A 19,021-nucleotide genomic window follows, 5' to 3' on the forward strand; every position below is an offset into this window, starting at 1 on the left:
GGGGCCCGGCGCAAGCATCCCGACGGACGCCTGTTTGCGGTACTGGAGCCACGCTCCAATACCATGAAGATGGGTGTGCACCGCGATACATTGGGTGGCTCTCTGCGCGAGGCCGATCGGATCCTGTTGTCACAGCCCGAGGGCGTTGAATGGTCCTTGCAGGATGTCGCGGTGGAACTGGGGGATCGGGCAGCAGTGACCAGCGGTATCGATGCGCTGGTAACCCTGCTTGCCAGCGAGGCGGTTGCCGGCGATACCATCGTATTGATGAGCAACGGCGGTTTTGGTGGTATTCACGACAAGCTGCTGTCGGCACTGGAGGCAAAGTCATGAGCAATACCGGCAAGCGACGGATCGCACTGGCAATCACCGGTGCGTCCGGCGTGCAATATGGCTGGAGAGTGCTGGAGGTCCTGTTGACCTCCGGCCATGCCGTGCAGTTGATGGTCTCCAAGCCCGCCCAGGTGGTCTTCGGGACCGAGACCGACATCAGGCTGCCGGCGAGAACGGCCGATATGCGGACGTTCGTCGCCGACACTTTCGATGTCGATGCGGCACTCTTGCAGGTTCATGGTCCCGAGGAATGGACCGCGTCCTGTGCCAGCGGTTCCAACCCGCCGGACGCCATGGCGATCTGCCCTTGCAGCATGGCCACGCTGTCGGCCGTTGCGGTCGGTGCCAGTCGCTCGTTGATCGAGCGTGCTGCCGACGTGATTCTCAAGGAACGTCGGCGACTGGTGCTGGTACCGCGCGAAGCCCCTTTTTCAAGTATCCACCTCGAGAACATGCTGCGCCTGTCACAGGCGGGCGCCATCATCCTGCCACCTTCACCCGGCTTCTACGGTCACCCGCAATCGGTCGGTGACATCATTGATTTCGTTGCAGCGAGGGTCCTTGACCAGCTGGAGATCGACCATGCCCTCGGGCCGCGCTGGGGTGCGGATGAGCACTGAAGAGCTGCCCGTTTTCCCGCTGGGTACGGTTCTCTTTCCCGAGGGGCCGTTGCCGCTGCGGATTTTCGAAACCCGTTACGTCGACATGGTGTCGCGCTGCATGAAAGAAGGCAGCGGCTTCGTGGTTGCTGCGATCACCTCAGGTGATGATGTCGACACCCGCGGTTTTCACGACACCGGCACGATTGCACATATCCGGGATTTCGAGTCCTTGCCGGATGGCTTGCTGGGCATATTTGCCACTGGCGGACAGCGGGTTCGCATCCTGTCCAGTCGCAAGCAGGGCGATGGCTTGAATGTCGGCACGATAGAGAGGCTGGCAGACGAACCGGGCTGTGCCGTCGCCAGCGAACACGAGGACCTGCGTGGCTTGCTGCAGGAACTGCTTGTGCAATTGCCGGAATATTACGGCAGCATTCCGCGTCGCGATGACGATGCCAGCTGGCTGGGTTACCGGTTGAGTGAAATCCTGCCCTTGTCGCTGAGCCAGAAGCAGTACTTCCTGGAAATGGAAGACCCGGCCCGACGCCTGGATATCCTCAAGCCGCTGCTGGGTTCCCTGCAGATGATCGAGCCCACGGGAGAGTCCGGTTCCGGCGCCAGTCATTGAGAGTCGATTTCAAACGGCCAGGAACCATTCGGCGCCGTAATACCCCGGCAGGATGTACAGCGGTGCCCAGGCCAGGGCCGATAGCAGGTCGGTTGCGATGAAGACGCGCCTTGGCATGCCGGCCGCTCCCGCGACCGTCGGCATGACAGGGCGAATCAGCCCGATGAAACGGCCTGCGACGATGGCGAACATGCCGTAGCGAACGAAAAAATCATGCGCCTTGTCCCATTTCTCCTGGTGCTTCTGCATCCAGCCAAGGTGCCTGGCTTCCATGCCGAAGAAACGCCCCAGGAAATAGGAAATGGTGTCGCCGCAAATGGCGCCGGCGGCGGCCCAGGCCATCAACGGCCAGGCAGAGATGTCAGCCGCTGCGCCGGCTGCTGCTGCCGCAAACAGGATGGCAACGCCGGGAACGATGATCCCGACCACGAAGAAGGATTCGACACAGGCGGTGAAAGCAATGCCGATACCGAGGTATTCGGGATTGCCTGTCAGCCACTCGATGAAGGATTCGAACATGCCTGCTGCCATCCTGCTAGATCGCGCTTGAGGTGAAGGCGCCATTGAAAACGGCGCTGGTCGTGATGCCCAGCGCCGTTTCCGGGTTTGTCTGGAGTGTCAGCTTACAGCCCGGTCAATCGTTGTTCCACTCGTCGCCTTTTTCTTTCGTGACCTGGCCCGTGGTTTCTCGCAGGCGCTGGCTGAGCAGGAATGCCAGCGACTGGAAGAAACGGCCGAAAAACCCCGGGTTCTCGCGAATGATCGCCTGCACCTGTTCATGGGTGATGTAGACGACCTGCACGTCGGTCTCGGCAATCACGCTGGCATTCGCCGCATCCGACTCGATGAATGACATTTCACCGAAAATCTCACCCGGACCGGCTTCGGAAAGCTGGATCTTGAAGCCAAGATGGTCGCGGCAGACCTTCGCCTTGCCCTTGGCAATGATTACGATGCCGCGAGACTTGTGGCCTTCTTCCAGGATGACATCGTCTTCGTGGAAGGTCTTCTTCTCGGCCTGGCCAAGCAGTGTCTGCCATTCGGCATCGCGCAGGAACTTGAACGGATTTTCCATAACTTCCCCCCTTTACTTGCAGAAATATAGCAGTTGAATCAAGTGTTTGCCTCGCAAAATGACTGCGTCATATCAATTCCCAGTCGGGAATCCTGCCGAATCGACGGGTGAACGGGTCGCCGCCCGCCTCGAGATTCAGACGGCGCAGCCGCTGGCTGATGATGTAGGCAATGGATTGATAGAACCGTCCCGCCAGCCACGGGTTGGAGGCAAACAGTGGCAGCAGGCGACCCTCGGTGAACACCAGGCAGTCGGTCGCTTCGCGGGCTCGCACCGAGGCGGTTGCCGGCCCGGCCTTCAACAGGGCGTTCTCGCCGACCAGTGCGCCTGCCCGGAGCGTGGACACGATGATGTCCTGCCCGCCGTGGCATCTGCAGATGTCGACCGAACCGTGTTGCAGAACGAAGATCCCGGCGGGTACAGCGCCTTCGCGGATCAGCAGCTGTCCGCTGCTGAGCCGTGCCAGCTGGGCCTTGCGATACAACAGGCGCGTGTCTTCAGCCGTGAGGAATCGAAATTGTCCTTTCATGTTGCCCGGCACTCCCTGGCATGAGGCGTATGAAAGGAGGGGCGGTATCAGGCCTCGTTGCCGTCGCCCTGGCCTTGCTCGTGGCCGTGTTCCGCGCGATTGCGCATGTGGTGGGCTGTCATGGCAAAGCTCTGCATCAGGCGTTCGCGCAGGAAATCGTCCAATTGCATTTCCTCGAGCGCCGTGGCCATGCAAAGCAGCCACTCCGCCGCCTCCCGTTCGCCTATGGAAAAGGGAAGGTGGCGGTAACGTAATCGGGGATGACCGTGAATTTGATTGTAAAGAGCCGGACCGCCGAGCCAGCCAGACAGGAAGAGGTACAGCTTGTCACGGGATTCGGCCAGGTCCTCAGGATGCATGGCCCTGATGGTCGCCGCCTTGTCCAGGCGGTCCATGGCGTCATAGAAGCGGTCGACCAGCTCGCGGGTACCTGCCTCCCCACCGATTCGGGCGTAGGGCGTATCCTGTTGCTGCCCCGGTACTTTCTCGTTCACAGCGCCTTGAGAACCTCGCGGGCAGCGGCAACGGTTGCCTCGATATCGGCATCGGTGTGGGCCGTCGAAACGAAGCCCGCTTCGAATGCGGAGGGAGCGAGATAGACACCGGCATCGAGCATGCCGTGGAAGAACTTCTTGAACCGCTCGACATCACAGGCCATCACGTTCGCAAAGGTCGTGATGCTCTCCTGCTCGGTGAAGAAGAAGCCGAACATGCCGGGCACGTGGTTGAAGTGCATCGGAATGCCCGCCTCGGCGGCTGCATCCTTGAGGCCTGCCACGAGCTTGTCCGTGCGCTCGGCCAGTTGCTGGTGGAAGCCGTCCGCACTGACGATGTCCATCATCGCGATGCCGGCCGCCATGGCCACGGGATTGCCCGACAGCGTGCCGGCCTGGTAGACCGGACCGAGCGGCGACAGGTGCTCCATGATCTCCCGCTTGCCACCGAAGGCACCGACCGGCATGCCGCCACCGATGATCTTGCCCAGAGTGGTCATGTCGGGGGTGACGCCGTAAAAGGCTTGCACGCCACCGGCGGCAACACGGAACCCGGTCATCACTTCATCGAAAATCAGCACGCTGCCGTGCTCGTCGCAGACCGCTCGCAGCGTTTCCAGGAAGCCCGGCACCGGTGGCACGCAGTTCATGTTGCCTGCGACCGGCTCGACGATGATGCAGGCCACGTCCTTGCCATGCTCCGAAAAGAAGGTGCGCACGCCTTCGGCGTCGTTGTAATCAAGGGTGATGGTGTGTTCGGCCGCACCTTTTGGCACGCCCGGCGAGGTCGGCACGCCGAAGGTCAGGGCGCCCGAACCGGCCTTGACCAGCAGGGCATCGGAATGACCGTGGTAGTTGCCTTCGAATTTCACGATCTTGTCGCGGCCGGTGAAACCGCGCGCCAGGCGAATGGCCGACATGGTCGCCTCGGTGCCGGAGTTGCACATCCGCACGAGGTCGATGGACGGCACCAGCTCGCAGACCTTTCTCGCCATTACTGTTTCTGCCGGCGTGGGCGCGCCGAACGACAAGCCCTTTTCGGCCGCCTTGATCACGGCCTTGCGCACATCGGGATGGTTGTGGCCGGCCACCATCGGGCCCCAGCTGCCGACGTAATCGATGTAGCGCTTGCCCTCGGTATCCCAGGCATGCGGACCCTCTGCACGGTCGAAGAACACCGGATCGCCGCCAACGCTCTTGAACGCGCGGACCGGGGAATTCACCCCGCCGGGGATGTAGCGCCTGGCTTCGTCAAATGACTGGGACATGGAACCTCCTGCTGTCCTTCAAGGTGACCGGGATGCGTATGCTACCTGAAATTTTCAGCCAATTCGGACCCGTGGACAGGCGGGATGCCGCCTTGTACAAGAATTTCCGGTGTTATACTGAACTAAACCACCCGTGGGTGGTCACAATAGCCGGAGCCCCCGCAGCGGGGCAGGTCAGATAAACGATTGCGCGCCGCGGGGCGCGGGGGGAAAGGGCATGAATACCACCGTCGATTCAGCGGGGCAGCTGAACGAAATCCAGACTTCCAGCGAAACGCCGAAGGAAGCTGCCGGGCCGATTACGGCCGCCGAGCGCATCCTGACGCTGGACGTGCTGCGCGGCTTCGCGCTGTTCGGCATCATGTTCGTCAACGTACATGCCATGGTCCATCCGGATGCCTGGTTCGATATTGCCTGGAGCACGCTGAGTGCCGGCGATTACGGCTTCGAGGCCTTCAAGATCCTGTTTACCCAGGGCAAGTTCTACACCCTGTTCGCTTTCCTCTTCGGGCTCGGCTTTGCCGTGCAACTCGACCGGGCAGAGAAGAAGGGCGTCCGCTTTGCCGGCCGCTTCTTCTGGCGAATCCTGCTGCTGTGGTTCATTGGCGTCACGCACATGATCCTTATCTGGGACGGCGACATCCTCAACACCTATGCCGTTGGCGGCCTGTTCCTGCTCTTCTTCTTTGGTTGCAAGCGAGGCCTCGACCGCCTGGTTCGGCGCTTCAGCAAGAAGCGCGACAAGCTGCCCCGCTGGACAGCGCTGGTGGTGTCCTTCCTGCTGATCTTCGGCCTCTTTGGTGGCGGTTACTTCGCCTTCCAGGGCCAGATAGCCGCCGTGGAGGATCTCAAGGCGCGCGCCGTGGCGGGCGAAGAATTGAGCGAGGAAGAGCAGGAGCGCTATGACCGCATCGTTCACCGTGAATCGGAGGCGGGCCGGGCCGAGCAGGCCGAGCAGCGCGCCGAAACACGTGCGGTTTACACTGACGGCAGTTACCTCGATACCGTCGAATTCCGTGCCGGTCGTTTCGCGAACCGTGCAATTTCAGGACCGTTCTGGCTGGTCATTGCCGGCATCTTCATTCTTGGCGCCTACTTCGGGCGCAACAATTTCATCGGTCGGGCCGCCGAGTTGAAGGGTGGATTCAAGAAACTGCTGTGGATCAGCCTGATCGCCGGCTTGCCGCTCACCTCGCTGTTCCTATACGTGAACATCCTCAGCGAGCATGAGACCGGATTCAGCATTCTTCGTTTCGCCGGCTTCTTTCTGAAAACCGCTTCGGGCCTGGCCTTTGCCCTGTTCTTCGTGGCGGCAATCACGCTCGGCATGCTGGGATCGGCCCAGCGCTGGCTGAAGTGGTTTGCACCGGTGGGTCGCATGGCGCTGACCAACTACATCATGCAGTCGATCATCGGCACGTTCTTCTTCTATGGCTGGGGCCTTGGCATGATGGAACACTTCAACAACGGACTTGAACTGGTGTACATGATCACGATCTTTGCCTTCCAGACATGGTTCTCGATCTGGTGGCTGGAACGCTACCGCTTCGGACCGCTGGAATGGCTGTGGCGCTCGGGTACCTACCTGAAGTGGCAGCCGATTCGAAAGGCCGCTGTTACGGCCTGATGGCCATCATCCAATAACGAAAATGAAAACGGGGAATTTTCATGACATCGTCAACTGACCAGCAAACGGGCCTTGCGCCCGTTTCGGCTTCCGAACGCATCCAGACCATCGACGTGCTGCGCGGCTTTGCGCTGCTTGGCATCCTGCTGGTGAACATGCACTTTTTCTACAAGCCCATCATGGAAGCGTTCAACGTCGACGCGGACGCGCTCTCACCGCTGGGATATGGCGTCGAGTGGTTCATCGGCTTCTTTGCGCAGGGCAAGTTCTATCCGCTGTTTTCGTTCCTGTTCGGCCTGGGCTTTGCCGTGCAGCTGACCCGCGCCGAGGCGAGGGGCGGACCGTTCAAGCGGACCTATGCACTGCGTATCTTCATCCTGCTGGTGATTGGTGTCTTGCATGGCACGCTGATCTGGGCGGGCGACATCCTGACCATGTACGCCATCATGGGCTTCGTGATGTTGCTGCTGTTCATGTTCAAGCGACTGCTGGAACTGCCGTTCAAGCGCAAGGATGGCACGCGGCGCAGGATCCCGTTCTGGATCGTGTTGCTGTTTGCAGCCCTGTTCTTCGCTCTGCCCTTGCAGATGTTCAGTTTCTGGGTGGGTTCCGTACAGGAGGCGCAGGCGCTGCAGGAAGCGGGTGCCGAACTGACGCCGCAGCAGCAGGAATTCATCAAGCAGATCGAGCAACAGCAGCAGTACACCAGTCCCGAAGCGCAGGAGCAGGCACGCTACGCATACGGCGAGGGCAGCTGGCTCGAGGCCACCAAGCAGCGTTCCCAGGATTTTGCCTTGATGCTCTCCGGACTTCCGCTGGCCGGCTGGTTCGTGTTGTGCATGTTCCTGATAGGAGCTGTATTCGGCCGCCTGAATCTCATCGGCAGGGCAAGCGAGTTCAAGGGTTTGTTCGTTACCTTGCTGGTACTGGGCGTTGCTGTCGGCATGCCGCTGTCCTGGCAGTACACCGGCCTGTACTTCGAGACGAATCTCATGAAGCCTGGACCTGAAATGCTGAAGGCCAACCAGCTGAACATGTTCGCTGGCCTGTTCATGTCCCTGATGTTCGTCGCAGCGATAACCCTGTTAATGCAGACGGGTGCGTCCAAGTGGCTGGGCAAGCTGGCACCGATGGGACGCATGGCGCTGACCAACTACCTGTTGCAGTCCTTCATCAGTACCTTCGTGTTCTATGGCTACGGACTCGGGTTCTTCGGCCAGATCGGTCCGGTGACGGCGTTCATCTACGCCATCGTGTTCTGGTCCTTGCAGATTCCGCTCAGCATCTGGTGGATGAATCGCTATGCCTTCGGGCCGGTGGAATGGCTGTGGCGCACGCTGACCTACATGAAACGCCAGCCGATGAAACTGGCAAACAGGGATCCGGTCACGATCGCCTGAGCAGCCAGTCAGGCCCGGGAGATGGCCCTGGCATACTGACGCGCATTGTTTTCGACTGCCGTCACGCTGTCGACATCGAACAGGCCTTTGACCACGGCAATCATCTGCGCCCCGGCTGCCATCACGGCCGGGGCGTTTTCCGTTGTGATGCCGCCAATCCCGCAACAGGGCAGCCCGAGCTCGGCTGTCTGCGCAAAAATATCGAGTTCGATGGTCGGCGCGTCCGGCTTGGTTTGTGACATGAACAGGGCGCCGAAGGCCAGGTAGTCCGCACCTGCAGCGGCGGCGCTGCGAGCCCGGTCGAGGTCGCCGTAGCAGGACACGCCGATGATCGCATCCTTGCCGAGGTGTCGACGGGCCTTGTCCAGTGCCGTGTCGTTGGCACCGAGGTGCACGCCATCCGCGCCGCTGGCCAGGGCCAGGTCGACATCATCGTTCACAATGAACAGTGCGCCTTCGTCATGGCAGACCCGGCGCAAGGCGTTCGCTTCATGGAGTTTCAAGCGGCGGTCGGACGTCTTGTCCCGGTACTGGACCAGGCGCGCGCCACCCCGGATGGCGGCTTCCACACCCGCTTCGAGGTCGAAACGAGACCGGCTGGACTCGTCGGTAATGGCGTAAAGGCCTTGCAGGTGGTGCGTGCCCAACTCGTCTCAGTCCTGCTGCGCGCGCAAGGGCCAGCTGCGCCAGGGCACATCCTGGCCACGACCGGGTTTGAAGCCACGGGCAATGGCTTCCTGGGTGAACTGCTGAGCGTGTTTGACCGCGCGCTCCATGGATTCGCCCTGAGCGAGGAAGCTGGCAATGGCGGAAGCCAGGGTACAACCCGAGCCATGATGGCTGCCGGGGACGCGCTCCCAGCGCCAGCTGCGATGCTGGCCGTCGCGTTTGTAAAGCGTGTTCTCGACTTCAGGAGTGTCCTCGTCGCCGCCCTTGCACAATACGTACTGGCAGCCGGTGGAAAGCAGCCGCGTGGCGCGGGCGCTCTGACTGTTTTCGCCGGGCGCCAGGGCGCGAATCTCTTCTGCGTTGGGCGTGAGCACCGTGGCGCGAGGCAGGATCTCGTGCAGGTAGACCTCCAGCAAGCGTTCTTCTGCCAGGCGTGCGCCGCCTGCCGCCACCAGCACGGGGTCGGCAACCACGGGTATCTCCGGGATCTTGGCCAGCAGCCGGGCAACTTCCATGCCGATCTCGGCGGTCGCCAGCAGGCCCAGCTTGATGGCCTTGATGTTCAGGTCCTTGAGCACGGTCTCGGCCTGGAAGCGAACGAAGAACGGCTCCACGGGCTCGATTTCGTACGCATTGATGGTGTCCTGCACCGTCAGCGACGTGACCACGGGCGCGGGATGGGCGCCGGTTGCCGAGATGGCCTGGATGTCGGCGGCCAGGCCGGCGCCACCGCTGGGGTCGTTGCCGGCGATGACCAGCACGCTGGGAATCTTCTTCTTGTCCATGCCTGCCATGGTACTGCAAAGCCTTGTGAACTGTTCAACCAGGATGGCGATTTGACCTCGTGCTGCCGGCCACGGAGAATGCCCGGCTCTGGCAGGCATCCAGCCTGAACCCCATGGAAACCAGTCGACAAGGTTGTGGTAATGAAAGCCTACATGTGCGTTATCTGCGGCTTTATCTACGAAGAGGAAAAGGGCCATCCCGAGACCGGCATCGAGCCGGGTACGAAGTGGGAAGACGTGCCATTGAACTGGCAGTGCCCGGATTGCGGTGCCGGCAAGGAAGATTTCGAACTCATCGAGATCTGATATCCCGGGGTTGGCGAAGCGGTCTCAGTCGAGGCGATTCACCGCCAGCCCGTCGGCCCGCAGCAATACGGGCAGGCTGTCCGGCCCGGCCAGGTGTGCGGCCCCCACGACCACCAGCGACGTTCCCGGTATTTCCAGCAGTTCCTGGAGCTGGCGAGTCCAGTCACGATTGCGCCTGGCCAGGAATATCTCGTTCAATTCCGGCTGCTCCTTGAAGCTTTGCGCGACCAGCTGGTCCAGTCTGTCCAGGTCACCCTGTCGCCACGCTTCCACCAGTTCGGCCATTTCGCTCGCGGAGCTGTCGATGTTCTCGAGGTATTGCAGCAGCATGGCAACCTGGGTATCCAGCGGCAGGTCATCGAAGAATTTCATTTGCTGTCTTGCCGTCTCGAGGCCTGCCATCGGCAGTTCCCTTGCGCGAGCCATGGCCTTGACCTGCGCCTCGACCCCGCTGTCCGGCGTGAAGCCAAGCCGTTGCAGGTGCAGCGCCTGGTACTGGATCAGCAACAGCCAGGGCTCGTAGCGTTGCAGTTGCGCCAGTGGCAGGTCGGCCGCCGAGGTCAGTTCCATCAGCCGCTGGTAGTCCTCGCTGCCGATCAGGTCGGGCAGGGTTCCGCTGCCGGGAATGGTGCCCAGCGCCATGACAATGCGTGCCACGCTCTGGGGATCTAGTTCGTTGGCCGGCAGTTCGAAAACAATGCGGTCGGCGGTGTCGACCAGTTCCTCGATGATCGGCGGCAGTTGCCTGTCGCTGCCTGGCAGGATGTGGATGCTGCCAAGCAGGATGATGCGACTGTCGGCATCGCGGAATTCGAACGCCGGTGGCGTATCCGCGACAGCAGGCAGCGCGCTGCCTGCCAGCAACAGGGTGGCGAGCGCGATGATCAGGCGCAGGTTCATTGGCCGGCTTCCTTTGCCGTACCGGCCTGCAAGGCAAGCCAGGCGGTCCGGGCTGACAACTCCAGCGAGCAGGCCCACTTGTACGCCAGGTCGAGCGTCTTGCCCTGCACGTAGACACCATGCCCTCGATAGACGACGGCCTTGTTGCTGGCCAGCGCGTCGGAGATCAGGTCGGCCGATTTCTCGACATATTCCGCGTAGCCTGCGTTGATGACAGGCACTTCCGGAAAATAGTACTGGCCTTCGAAGTCGATCGGTTTGAAGGCCTTGCCGTTCATGGTCAGTGCCACCGTGTGGGGATTGTGGGTGTGCAGGACGGCGGTCGCCTCTGGATTCTTCTGGTAGACCTTGACGTGCATGGGCCCATCCAGCGAAGCACTTTCACCGACGCTGCCATCCATTCCACAGGCAATGAGGTCATTCGCCTCCAGCGTGTCGGCACAGCAGCCCGTTGGCGTGACCCAGACGGTGTCACCGTCGCGAACCGAGGCGTTGCCGCTGTGACTGTCGTTCAGGCCGTGCTGGCGTGCCAGCCGGTAGTAGAACACCAGTGCGTCCCTGGGGTCGGCAGGTTCAAGCATGGGTGGTTTCCTCGTCCGGCAGCCAGCAGATATCGGTATCGATAGTGCCATCGTCATGCAGCTCCAGCCAGCGATAGGCGGGCGGGCGGGTGTCGAGTGCGAATTCATCCGAGCGGGGCAGGAACTGCGTGCCGGTGGAGGGCGTGCCAAGAATCCTGAGCTTGCCCTGCTGGCTGTCCCAGGCCTGGTGCACATGACCGAACAGGCACAGGCTGGCCTCCAGGTCCTCCAGCAGCGCCAGCACCTCGGCGCCATCGTCCATGCCGACGCTGTCGAGCCAGCGACTTCCCATTACGACCGGTGGGTGATGCAGGGTAACGGCCAGGTGGCGATGTCCGCGGCCCGCCGCAGCCTGGCGCAGCCGCTCGCGTTCTTCGTTCGGCAAGCTGCCACCAGCCTGGCCAGCAATGCGCGAGTCCAGTGCCACGATGCGCCAGTTGCCAAGATCATGCTGGCCACACCAGTACAGTGGCGGTTCACTGAACGCGGCGCCCGCTTGGACCGGATCGTCGTGGTTGCCGGGCAGGGCGATCACGGGGCAGTCCCAGCGACGCGCCATGTGTGCCAGGCGCGCGTAGCTTTGGTCGAATTCGTCGTTGGCCAGGTCACCGGTCAGCAGTACAGCATCGGCTGGCCAGTGATTACGGCGTGCATGGTAGAGTGTGGCCTCGAAGCTGCGTTGCGGAACAGCACCGCGCCATTCGGCGGCTGGATCGTTCAGCAGGTGCATGTCGGTAAATTGCAGCAAGCGTGTCATTGTCAGCCCTTCGCGAGTCGAGGTATCCAGCATGAGCAACAGGACCCTGAGTGTAACGGACTCCGTGTACGACTACCTGTTGAAGGTGTCCTTGCGCGAAGACGAGGTGCTCGTGGCATTGCGGCAGGAGACCATGGCGATGCCGCAGTCCAACATGCAGATTGCGCCCGAGCAGGGCCAGTTCATGCAGTTGCTGCTGCAGCTCATTGGTGCAAGGCGGGCCATCGAGGTCGGTACCTTCACAGGCTATTCGAGCATCTGCATCGCCCGGGCGCTGGGCGTTGACGGCGAACTGATCTGCTGTGACACCAGTCGCGAGTTCACCCGCACGGCGGAGAGCTACTGGCAGCGAGCCGGGCTGGCGGACCGCATCGAGCTGCGTCTCGGTCCTGCGGATCGAACCTTGCAGGAGCTGGTCGATGCCGGTGAGTCCGGGTCCTTCGATTTCGTGTTCATCGATGCCGACAAGAAGGGCTATCCGGAATACTACGAACTGGCTCTGCAATTGCTGCGGCCTGGTGGCCTGGTCGCCGTCGACAACACGCTCTGGTACGGGCGGGTGGCCGATCCGGCCAACGATGAGAGCAACACCGAGGAAATTCGCCAGTTCAATGCGAGCCTCGCGGATGACCAGCGAATCGATCTCAGCCTGGTGCCGATCGGTGATGGCCTGACCCTGGCCAGGAAGCGCTGAGGTCGAACGCAATGAAAAAGCCCGCCGTCAGGCGGGCTTTTTCATGCAAGGCGACGCTGCTTCAGAATGCGCCGCGCAAACCGAGGGTGAAGTTCCGCCCTGGCAAAGGCGCGAGATCCTTGAGGAAGGACGCATGTCGGCGCGCTTCCTCATCCAGCAGGTTGCTGGCGCGCAGGAATACTTCCCAGTCCAGGTGTCGGCCAAGCAGGCGATAGGAGACGCTGGCGTCCACCATCAGGTAGGCCTCGGTGGGCAGCTCGAGCATGGCCGTGTCGTCCTGCTCGTCATGCTGCGTCGCCTTCAGGCCGGCGGCCCATGCCGTTGACTTGAAATCCAGTCCGGCGCCAAAGCGACGTGGTGGAATGCGCGGCAGCATGCCGCCGGCATCCAGCTGTCCGGTCGTTTCATCCGCAAAGACCCGCAGCGACAGCTCGCTGCCGGCTTTTTCCCAGAGGCTGGTTTCCAGCTCGGTTTCGAAGCCTTCCAGCGTGGCATCGGCCTGGGTGTAGACAGCCACTGGCAGGCCATCCAGCTCGGTGCCGGTGCGCGCCAGGTAGATGAAGTCATCCACCGAGTTGCGGAACAGGTTCAGCGTCCAGGTCACGCGACCCTGGTGCTTGCGGAGGGTCAGGTCGATATTGTTGGCGGTCTCCTTGCCGAGATCGGGATTGCCGATTTCATACTGCAAGGTGGCCAGGTGAGGACCATTGGAATACCGCTCTTCGATGTCCGGGATGCGTTCCGCCTGCGTCAGGTTGATGCCGAGATTCCATTGTTCGGCGGTGCGCCAGACATAACCGGCGGACAGGCTTCTTGCCGTGTCATCCTGTTCGGGGCCGGTCTGTGGTTTCTGGTCCTGGGTTTCGAGGCGGGCACCGATCTCGAACCGACCGGGGCCGATTTCCTTCTCTTCCACCAGGAAAATGCCCAGGGTGTCGGCCTCGGTCGGCGGCACGTAGGCCTCGGCACCAGTGGCAGCGAAATCACGCTGGGTAAGCTGCAGGCCGTAGGCGCCGCGCCATCCATTGATGGGCAGGTGAACCAGCTCCAGGCGGGCATCCACGGCATCGTTCTCGAACACCGTGCCCACGGCACCGTCTTCGATTTCCCTGTGGGTGTAGTCATTGCGGCCAACGCGCAGCTTCAGGCTTTCGATACCGCGCCATGGCTCCAGGAAGCGTCCTTTCACATCCATGCGCGTCTGTTCGAGGTCGATACGCACGCCTTCTTCTTCTTCCGCCTCACCCGCGGCAGCCAGCGGCTCTTCCTCGTGGGCATGACCGGGGACCCCGTAGTTGCTGCGATAGGTGCTTATCGAGGCACCGAAGTGATCCTCGCCGTCGACCCAGGAAAGCCCGAAGGCACCGCCCTCGGCATCGATGTCGCTGTTTTCGAGGTGATCGCCTTCTCCGGATTCGATGGCCGTGCCTTCTTCCAGGGCTTCGAGGGTACGAAGCGCAAGGCTTTCGGAGGCGGCGGGGATTTCCACGTCATCGGTCGTGCGCGTGAAGGCATCGGCATGCCACGCCAGCTTGCCGGCACCGCCATCGATACGCAGTACCGCCGTCTGTTCACTGGCGGCCGTGTCCGTGCGCAGCTCGAAGCTGCCCTCGTAGGCGCTCAGCGCCTGCTCGTCCGGGATGCGGCTGTCCTCCAGGTTGACCACGCCGCCAAAGGCGCCGTTGCCATACAGCAGGGTTGCCGGTCCCTTGACGATCTCGACCGCATCGATCAGCAAGGGCTCGATCGACACCGCATGATCGGGCGACAGGGCGGAAACGTCCATCGACCCGATGCCATCCTGCTGCACCCGGACGCGGTTGCCGGACAGGCCGCGGATGACCGGCCGGCCCGCCGCCGGGCCGCCGTAGGTTGAACTGACGCCCAGCTGGTTCGACAGCGTTTCGCCGATGCTGGCTTCCTTGAGCGCATTCAGGTCGTCGCCGGAAATCAGCTCGACAGGCTGCGCCAGGTCAAGCTTGCCAATGCCGGCAAAGGGCGAGGAACGAACGATGATGTCGTCCAGCACGGCATCGAAGAGTATGTCGATATCGGTGACGCCGGATTCGCGCACCACTGCATACTCGGATGTCTGGCTGTTTTCACTGCGGATCCTGACCAGGTAGCGACCGGCCGGGATGTCCTCGAGGTGAAAGTGACCTCGGTTGTCGGTCCGCGTGCTTTGCTCCAGCCCTTCCAGCGTCACGCTGGCATTGCTGACAGCCTGGCCGTCGGATGTGACAACGCGACCCTCGAGATCGCCGGCGTGAGACGCCAGCGGCAGCAGGGCCAGCGTGGCAATCAGGAAGGGATTCTTGCTTGCTGGGCGGCCGCCTTTCGCGACGGCGCCGGTATTCCATAGAAACATCTGTTTTCTCCACTGTGCGGCTGGGCAGCCGCGAGTCTTGCCTGGGACCGCAAGTGCATTGCGGTAATGACCACAAGGATCAGGCAGCAGGTGGAGCTTTGTTGCGAATCTCGCGCGGCTTGCTGTGCAGGACAGCCTGTGAGCTCCGGACTTCCGGGATGCTGCCCGGCACCGAAGGTGTCAGCGTGTAGCAGGCGGGCGGAATGGCATGGTCCTGGCGCTCTGCCTGCTGGCAAACGCGGCAGTCTTCGATGCTGGAGTGATCGGCATCCGCAAAGGCATGCGCCGCAAAGCCCAGCTGCATGACCAGCAGCACGCCAGCAAGCAGCAGGCGCAGCGGCGAGGCTGGCCTGGTGACTGAGCTGGAATTTGGCAGTTCTTTGCGCATGGCTTCGACTGATCGAGACGTTGACCGGAATCTGTCAGACCGCGGTGGGCTGCCTAGGTTCCGACAAAATGCCGTCCCAACGCAAGTCCATAGGCGTAGATGGCCGGGATTTGCAGTGCGAGCGCCGAAAATGCCGCCAGCCCCGGGCGTTGCCGCACCCGGGCTGGCATCAGCCGTGGGCCGAAATGGCCAAGCAGGGCCAGGACCAGCATGGAGGTCGCGGTGCCGACGCCGGGCCACAACGAGGGACTGTCGACGCCCATCGCGAGTGCGGTCCACTCGGCCAGCAGGGCAAGCAGGCCCCAGGCCTGCAGGGGGATGGTCAGGCCCGGTATGCGACCGATGACCGGGATGGCAGGCAGCAGGAAGCCGAGCAGCAGCACCAGGTGGAACGCCTTGTCGAAACCGTTCTCTACCTGGCCGAGTGTCTCGCCCAGCGGGGGCGCATCGGCCAGGCCGAACACGGCCGGGTAGCTGCCAAAGACCAGGGCGACGACGAACAGCGCCCGCAGTCCCGGCTGGTACAGGTAGTTCCATAGTGGTCGCTGTTCGGGGTGTCGCTCCACGAAGCGCTCGCCCGCTTCTTCCAGGAAGAAGGCAGGGGGAAGCAGGACGATGGCGATTATCAGCAAGTGCAGCATGGCGTCATCTTACCGTGGCGGCCGCAGGACGAAAAACGGGAGCCTCGCGGCTCCCGTCTTCGTTTCCGGTATCTCGCTCGAGAGCGAACGGAATCAGTAGCGATAGTGCTCCGGCTTGAACGGGCCGTCCTGGCTCACGCCGATGTAATCAGCCTGTTCCTTGGACAGCTTCGTCAGGTTCGCGCCGATCTTCTTCAGGTGCAGTTCAGCCACCTTCTCGTCCAGGTGCTTCGGCAGTACGTACACGTCGTTCTTGTACTTGTCGCCGTGGGCGAAGAGTTCGATCTGCGCCAGCGTCTGGTTGGTGAAGGAGTTCGACATCACGAAGGACGGGTGGCCGGTGGCGCAACCCAGGTTAACCAGGCGACCGCGGGCCAGCAGGATGATCTTCTTGCCGTCTTCGAAAACGACGTGATCGACCTGGTCCTTGATGTTCTCGAAGGTGCAGTTCTTCTCGAGAGCCGCAACGTCGATCTCGTTGTCGAAGTGACCGATGTTGCAGACGATGGCCTGATCCTTCATGCGCTTCATGTGATCGTAGGTGATCACGTTGTAGTTGCCGGTCGCGGTCACGAAGATGTCGGCGTGCTCGACGGCTTCTTCCATGGTGACGACCTTGAAGCCTTCCATTGCCGCCTGCAGGGCGCAGATCGGATCGACTTCGGTGACCCAGACCTGGGCAGACAGGCCGCGCAGCGACTGTGCCGAGCCCTTGCCCACGTCACCGTAACCGGCGACCACGGCAATCTTGCCGGCAACCATCACGTCGGTGGCGCGCTTGATGGCGTCGACCAGCGATTCGCGGCAACCGTAGAGGTTGTCGAACTTCGACTTGGTGACCGAGTCGTTGACGTTGATGGCCGGGAACGGCAGCGTGCCTTCCTTGACCATGCGGTACAGGCGGTTCACGCCCGTTGTCGTTTCCTCGGTAACACCCTGGATGTTCTTCTTGATGTTCGAGTAGAAGCCCGGCTTCTCTTCCAGGCGCTTCTTGATCGACTTGAACAGCGCGACTTCTTCCTCGCTGCCCGGCTTGTCGAGCACCGAAGCATCTTCCTCGGCCTTGGCACCCAGCAGCACCAGCATGGTGGCATCACCGCCATCATCGAGGATCATGTTCGGCGTGCTGCCGTCATGCCATTCCATGATGCGGTGGGTGTATTCCCAGTACTCGTCCAGCGTCTCGCCCTTGAAGGCGAAGACCGGAATGCCGGCAGCGGCCATCGCGGCAGCCGCGTGGTCCTGGGTGGAGTAGATGTTGCAAGACGCCCAGCGGACTTCCGCGCCCAGCTCGACCAGGGTCTCGATCAGCACGGCGGTCTGGATGGTCATGTGCAGGGAACCGGCAATCTTCGCGCCCTTGAGCGGCTTGGACTTGGCGTATTCCTCGCGGGTGGCCATCAGGCCCGGCATCTCGGTTTCGGCAATGGCAATTTCCTGCCGGCCGAACTTGGCGAGATTGATGTCCTTGACGTCGTAGTCAGTGAAATTCTTGTCTACCACTGCGTTCATAATTGAACTCTCCAATTAATAGAACGAGCGCCGTTGCTATGAATGACCGCTCGGCAAGCCTGGCAACCCGGGTCGCTCGAACGAGCTGGGGGTTGTCGCAACGCTCCTTGCCTGAACGGGCAGGGCGACCCCTGGTTTCAACCGGGGAGATCGCCCTGCGAATACAAGTCGTTGATTATACCGCCTCAGGAGGCGGCTTTCATGCCCGCTGCATCACGCAGCTCTTCGGCCTTGTCGGTGGCTTCCCAGGGGAATTCCTCGCGACCGAAATGGCCGTAGCTGGCCGTCGGGCGGTAGATCGGCTTGATCAGGTCCAGCATGGTGACGATGCCGTAGGGACGCAGGTCGAAGTGCTCGCGCACCAGCGCCTCCAGCTTGCCTTCGTCGACCCTCGCCGTGCCGAAGGTCTCGACCGAGATCGAGGTCGGCTCGGCCACGCCAATGGCGTAGCTGACCTGGATTTCGCACTTGTCGGCCAGGCCCGCGGCGACGATGTTCTTGGCCACGTAGCGGCAGGCATAGGCTGCACTGCGGTCGACCTTGGACGGATCCTTGCCGGAGAAGGCGCCGCCACCGTGACGGGCCATGCCGCCATAGGTATCGACGATGATCTTGCGGCCGGTCAGGCCGGCATCACCCACCGGACCACCAATGACGAACTTGCCGGTCGGGTTGATGTGGAACTTGGTGTCCTTGGAAATCCATTCGGCCGGGATGACGGGCTTGATGATGTGCTCCATCACCGCTTCCTTGAGGTCATCCTGCGAGATTTCAGGGTTGTGCTGGGTGGAAAGCACGACAGCGTCCACACCGGCGGCCTTGCCGTCTTCATAGCGGAAGGTGACCTGCGACTTCGAGTCCGGACGCAGCCAGGACAGCTCGCCGGCCTTGCGCACGTCGGCGTGCTTCTTTACCAGCCGATGCGCATAGGTGATCGGCGCCGGCATCAGTACGTCGGTTTCGTTCGAGGCATAGCCGAACATCAGGCCCTGGTCGCCGGCACCCTGTTCTTCCGGGTTGCCGCGGTCCACGCCCTGGGCAATGTCGGGCGACTGCTTGCCGATGGCATTCAGCACGGCACAGGTTTCCCAGTCGAAACCCATTTCGCTGGTATAGCCGATGTCCTTGATGACACCACGAATCAGGTCCTCGAGATCGACCCAGGCAGAGGTGGTCACCTCGCCGGCAACAATGGCCATGCCCGTCTTGACCAGCGTTTCGCAAGCAACGCGCGCGTTCTTGTCCTGCTCCAGGATGGCGTCGAGGACGGCATCGGAGATCTGGTCGGCCATCTTGTCCGGATGACCCTCGGAAACCGATTCCGAGGTGAAGAGATAATTCTTGTGCATCAAAGACTTCCTGTTGATCCAGTCGTAGCACCCGGCCGCGGCCGGGTACGCGAAGTGGCCCAGTCTACAACGGCTTTTGCGCGATTTCTAAGAAAGATGTGCTATCCGTAACCGG

22 protein-coding genes and 1 riboswitch are annotated in these 19,021 nt (G+C 61.9%); of the genes, 7 read left to right on the plus strand and 15 right to left on the minus strand.

The window, feature by feature from the left end:
- The 3 genes from R3217_01925 to R3217_01935 form a co-directional block, all read left to right on the plus strand.
- On the plus strand, positions 1–333 hold a 333-nt coding region (locus tag R3217_01925), incomplete at its 5' end, for a UDP-N-acetylmuramate:L-alanyl-gamma-D-glutamyl-meso-diaminopimelate ligase (protein MDX1454192.1).
- Positions 330–953, plus strand: a complete 624-nt coding sequence (locus R3217_01930; protein ID MDX1454193.1) for a flavin prenyltransferase UbiX — start codon at positions 330–332, stop codon at positions 951–953. The genes R3217_01925 and R3217_01930, both read left to right, overlap by 4 nt.
- Entirely contained in the window at positions 943–1,563 is a 621-nt protein-coding gene (locus R3217_01935) for an LON peptidase substrate-binding domain-containing protein (GenBank protein MDX1454194.1), read from the plus strand. Before R3217_01930 ends, R3217_01935 begins: the two co-directional genes overlap by 11 nt.
- Positions 1,564–1,572: 9 nt before the next feature.
- On the opposite strand, the gene R3217_01940 is transcribed toward R3217_01935, so the two are convergent.
- The 5 genes from R3217_01940 to hemL form a co-directional block, all read right to left on the minus strand.
- Positions 1,573–2,082, minus strand: a complete 510-nt coding sequence (locus R3217_01940; protein MDX1454195.1) for a DedA family protein — start codon at positions 2,080–2,082, stop codon at positions 1,573–1,575.
- 115 nt (positions 2,083–2,197) lie between these two features.
- Complete coding sequence (locus tag R3217_01945; GenBank protein MDX1454196.1) at positions 2,198–2,638, minus strand: cyclic nucleotide-binding domain-containing protein; 441 nt, start codon at positions 2,636–2,638, stop codon at positions 2,198–2,200.
- A gap of 67 nt (positions 2,639–2,705) precedes the next feature.
- Complete coding sequence (locus R3217_01950) at positions 2,706–3,167, minus strand: cyclic nucleotide-binding domain-containing protein (GenBank protein ID MDX1454197.1); 462 nt, start codon at positions 3,165–3,167, stop codon at positions 2,706–2,708.
- 47 nt (positions 3,168–3,214) lie between these two features.
- The gene (locus R3217_01955; GenBank protein ID MDX1454198.1) at positions 3,215–3,661 is read right to left on the minus strand and encodes a group II truncated hemoglobin; all 447 of its coding nucleotides are present in this window, start codon (positions 3,659–3,661) and stop codon (positions 3,215–3,217) included.
- Positions 3,658–4,929 (minus strand): glutamate-1-semialdehyde 2,1-aminomutase, encoded by a 1,272-nt coding sequence (hemL, locus tag R3217_01960; protein MDX1454199.1) that lies wholly within the window; start codon positions 4,927–4,929, stop codon positions 3,658–3,660. The genes R3217_01955 and hemL overlap by 4 nt, the downstream gene beginning before the upstream one ends.
- Before the next feature lie 217 nt (positions 4,930–5,146).
- On the opposite strand from hemL, the gene R3217_01965 reads away from it, so the two are divergent.
- Together R3217_01965 and R3217_01970 are read left to right on the plus strand one after the other, a co-directional pair.
- Positions 5,147–6,556, plus strand: a complete 1,410-nt coding sequence (locus tag R3217_01965; GenBank protein ID MDX1454200.1) for a DUF418 domain-containing protein — start codon at positions 5,147–5,149, stop codon at positions 6,554–6,556.
- A gap of 41 nt (positions 6,557–6,597) precedes the next feature.
- Positions 6,598–7,956: a DUF418 domain-containing protein gene (locus R3217_01970; protein ID MDX1454201.1), complete on the plus strand. Its 1,359-nt coding sequence runs from the start codon at positions 6,598–6,600 to the stop codon at positions 7,954–7,956.
- 8 nt (positions 7,957–7,964) lie between these two features.
- Here the strand turns inward: R3217_01970 and thiE are convergent, their stop codons facing one another.
- Entirely contained in the window at positions 7,965–8,603 is a 639-nt protein-coding gene (thiE, locus tag R3217_01975) for a thiamine phosphate synthase (protein ID MDX1454202.1), read from the minus strand.
- A gap of 6 nt (positions 8,604–8,609) precedes the next feature.
- The gene (locus tag R3217_01980) at positions 8,610–9,410 is read right to left on the minus strand and encodes a hydroxymethylpyrimidine/phosphomethylpyrimidine kinase (protein ID MDX1454203.1); all 801 of its coding nucleotides are present in this window, start codon (positions 9,408–9,410) and stop codon (positions 8,610–8,612) included.
- Between the two features lie 141 nt (positions 9,411–9,551).
- Here R3217_01980 and R3217_01985 point away from each other — a divergent pair, with 141 nt between their 5' ends.
- The gene (locus R3217_01985) at positions 9,552–9,716 is read left to right on the plus strand and encodes a rubredoxin (GenBank protein MDX1454204.1); all 165 of its coding nucleotides are present in this window, start codon (positions 9,552–9,554) and stop codon (positions 9,714–9,716) included.
- Positions 9,717–9,740: 24 nt separating this feature from the next.
- Here R3217_01985 and R3217_01990 read toward each other — a convergent pair whose 3' ends face one another.
- The 3 genes from R3217_01990 to R3217_02000 are packed head-to-tail and all read right to left on the minus strand — an operon-like array spanning position 9,741 to position 11,954.
- Positions 9,741–10,616, minus strand: a complete 876-nt coding sequence (locus R3217_01990; GenBank protein MDX1454205.1) for a TraB/GumN family protein — start codon at positions 10,614–10,616, stop codon at positions 9,741–9,743.
- Positions 10,613–11,197 carry a class II aldolase/adducin family protein gene (locus tag R3217_01995; GenBank protein MDX1454206.1) on the minus strand — a complete coding sequence of 195 codons (585 nt, stop codon included), beginning with the start codon at positions 11,195–11,197 and terminating at the stop codon, positions 10,613–10,615. Before R3217_01995 ends, R3217_01990 begins: the two co-directional genes overlap by 4 nt.
- Positions 11,190–11,954: a metallophosphoesterase gene (locus R3217_02000; protein ID MDX1454207.1), complete on the minus strand. Its 765-nt coding sequence runs from the start codon at positions 11,952–11,954 to the stop codon at positions 11,190–11,192. The genes R3217_01995 and R3217_02000 overlap by 8 nt, the downstream gene beginning before the upstream one ends.
- Positions 11,955–11,985: 31 nt before the next feature.
- Here R3217_02000 and R3217_02005 point away from each other — a divergent pair, with 31 nt between their 5' ends.
- A complete protein-coding gene (locus R3217_02005; GenBank protein ID MDX1454208.1) occupies positions 11,986–12,648 on the plus strand; it encodes a class I SAM-dependent methyltransferase in 663 nt (220 codons plus the stop codon).
- A 61-nt stretch (positions 12,649–12,709) separates the two neighbouring features.
- Here R3217_02005 and R3217_02010 read toward each other — a convergent pair whose 3' ends face one another.
- The 5 genes from R3217_02010 to metK form a co-directional block, all read right to left on the minus strand.
- Positions 12,710–15,016, minus strand: a complete 2,307-nt coding sequence (locus R3217_02010; GenBank protein ID MDX1454209.1) for a TonB-dependent receptor — start codon at positions 15,014–15,016, stop codon at positions 12,710–12,712.
- A gap of 79 nt (positions 15,017–15,095) precedes the next feature.
- On the minus strand, positions 15,096–15,404 hold the full coding sequence (locus R3217_02015) for a hypothetical protein (GenBank protein ID MDX1454210.1): 309 nt from the start codon (positions 15,402–15,404) through the stop codon (positions 15,096–15,098).
- 53 nt (positions 15,405–15,457) lie between these two features.
- Complete coding sequence (locus tag R3217_02020; protein ID MDX1454211.1) at positions 15,458–16,045, minus strand: hypothetical protein; 588 nt, start codon at positions 16,043–16,045, stop codon at positions 15,458–15,460.
- A 93-nt stretch (positions 16,046–16,138) separates the two neighbouring features.
- The gene (gene ahcY, locus R3217_02025) at positions 16,139–17,557 is read right to left on the minus strand and encodes an adenosylhomocysteinase (protein MDX1454212.1); all 1,419 of its coding nucleotides are present in this window, start codon (positions 17,555–17,557) and stop codon (positions 16,139–16,141) included.
- Positions 17,558–17,575: 18 nt separating this feature from the next.
- Positions 17,576–17,672, minus strand: a riboswitch (S-adenosyl-L-homocysteine riboswitch).
- Between the two features lie 70 nt (positions 17,673–17,742).
- Positions 17,743–18,906, minus strand: a complete 1,164-nt coding sequence (gene metK, locus R3217_02030; GenBank protein ID MDX1454213.1) for a methionine adenosyltransferase — start codon at positions 18,904–18,906, stop codon at positions 17,743–17,745.
- Positions 18,907–19,021 lie beyond the last annotated feature (115 nt).

The organism is Gammaproteobacteria bacterium (genome assembly GCA_033720895.1).
Taxonomy (GTDB): domain Bacteria; phylum Pseudomonadota; class Gammaproteobacteria; order Natronospirales; family JAJUFS01; genus JAWWBS01.

Excerpts from the sequence above, each read along its gene's own strand:
- R3217_01995 (MDX1454206.1), bottom strand. The coding sequence starts at position 11,197 with ATGCTTGAACCTGCCGACCCCAGGGACGCACTGGTGTTCTACTACCGG.
- R3217_01970 (MDX1454201.1), top strand. The coding sequence starts at position 6,598 with ATGACATCGTCAACTGACCAGCAAACGGGCCTTGCGCCCGTTTCGGCT.
- R3217_01990 (MDX1454205.1), bottom strand. The coding sequence starts at position 10,616 with ATGAACCTGCGCCTGATCATCGCGCTCGCCACCCTGTTGCTGGCAGGC.
- R3217_01930 (MDX1454193.1), top strand. The coding sequence starts at position 330 with ATGAGCAATACCGGCAAGCGACGGATCGCACTGGCAATCACCGGTGCG.
- hemL (MDX1454199.1), bottom strand. The coding sequence starts at position 4,929 with ATGTCCCAGTCATTTGACGAAGCCAGGCGCTACATCCCCGGCGGGGTG.
- metK (MDX1454213.1), bottom strand. The coding sequence starts at position 18,906 with ATGCACAAGAATTATCTCTTCACCTCGGAATCGGTTTCCGAGGGTCAT.
- R3217_01985 (MDX1454204.1), top strand. The coding sequence starts at position 9,552 with ATGAAAGCCTACATGTGCGTTATCTGCGGCTTTATCTACGAAGAGGAA.
- R3217_02020 (MDX1454211.1), bottom strand. The coding sequence starts at position 16,045 with ATGCTGCACTTGCTGATAATCGCCATCGTCCTGCTTCCCCCTGCCTTC.
- R3217_02015 (MDX1454210.1), bottom strand. The coding sequence starts at position 15,404 with ATGCGCAAAGAACTGCCAAATTCCAGCTCAGTCACCAGGCCAGCCTCG.
- R3217_02005 (MDX1454208.1), top strand. The coding sequence starts at position 11,986 with ATGAGCAACAGGACCCTGAGTGTAACGGACTCCGTGTACGACTACCTG.
- R3217_01945 (MDX1454196.1), bottom strand. The coding sequence starts at position 2,638 with ATGGAAAATCCGTTCAAGTTCCTGCGCGATGCCGAATGGCAGACACTG.
- R3217_01940 (MDX1454195.1), bottom strand. The coding sequence starts at position 2,082 with ATGTTCGAATCCTTCATCGAGTGGCTGACAGGCAATCCCGAATACCTC.
- ahcY (MDX1454212.1), bottom strand. The coding sequence starts at position 17,557 with ATGAACGCAGTGGTAGACAAGAATTTCACTGACTACGACGTCAAGGAC.
- R3217_01935 (MDX1454194.1), top strand. The coding sequence starts at position 943 with ATGAGCACTGAAGAGCTGCCCGTTTTCCCGCTGGGTACGGTTCTCTTT.
- R3217_01950 (MDX1454197.1), bottom strand. The coding sequence starts at position 3,167 with ATGAAAGGACAATTTCGATTCCTCACGGCTGAAGACACGCGCCTGTTG.
- R3217_02000 (MDX1454207.1), bottom strand. The coding sequence starts at position 11,954 with ATGACACGCTTGCTGCAATTTACCGACATGCACCTGCTGAACGATCCA.
- R3217_01980 (MDX1454203.1), bottom strand. The coding sequence starts at position 9,410 with ATGGACAAGAAGAAGATTCCCAGCGTGCTGGTCATCGCCGGCAACGAC.
- R3217_01965 (MDX1454200.1), top strand. The coding sequence starts at position 5,147 with ATGAATACCACCGTCGATTCAGCGGGGCAGCTGAACGAAATCCAGACT.
- R3217_02010 (MDX1454209.1), bottom strand. The coding sequence starts at position 15,016 with ATGTTTCTATGGAATACCGGCGCCGTCGCGAAAGGCGGCCGCCCAGCA.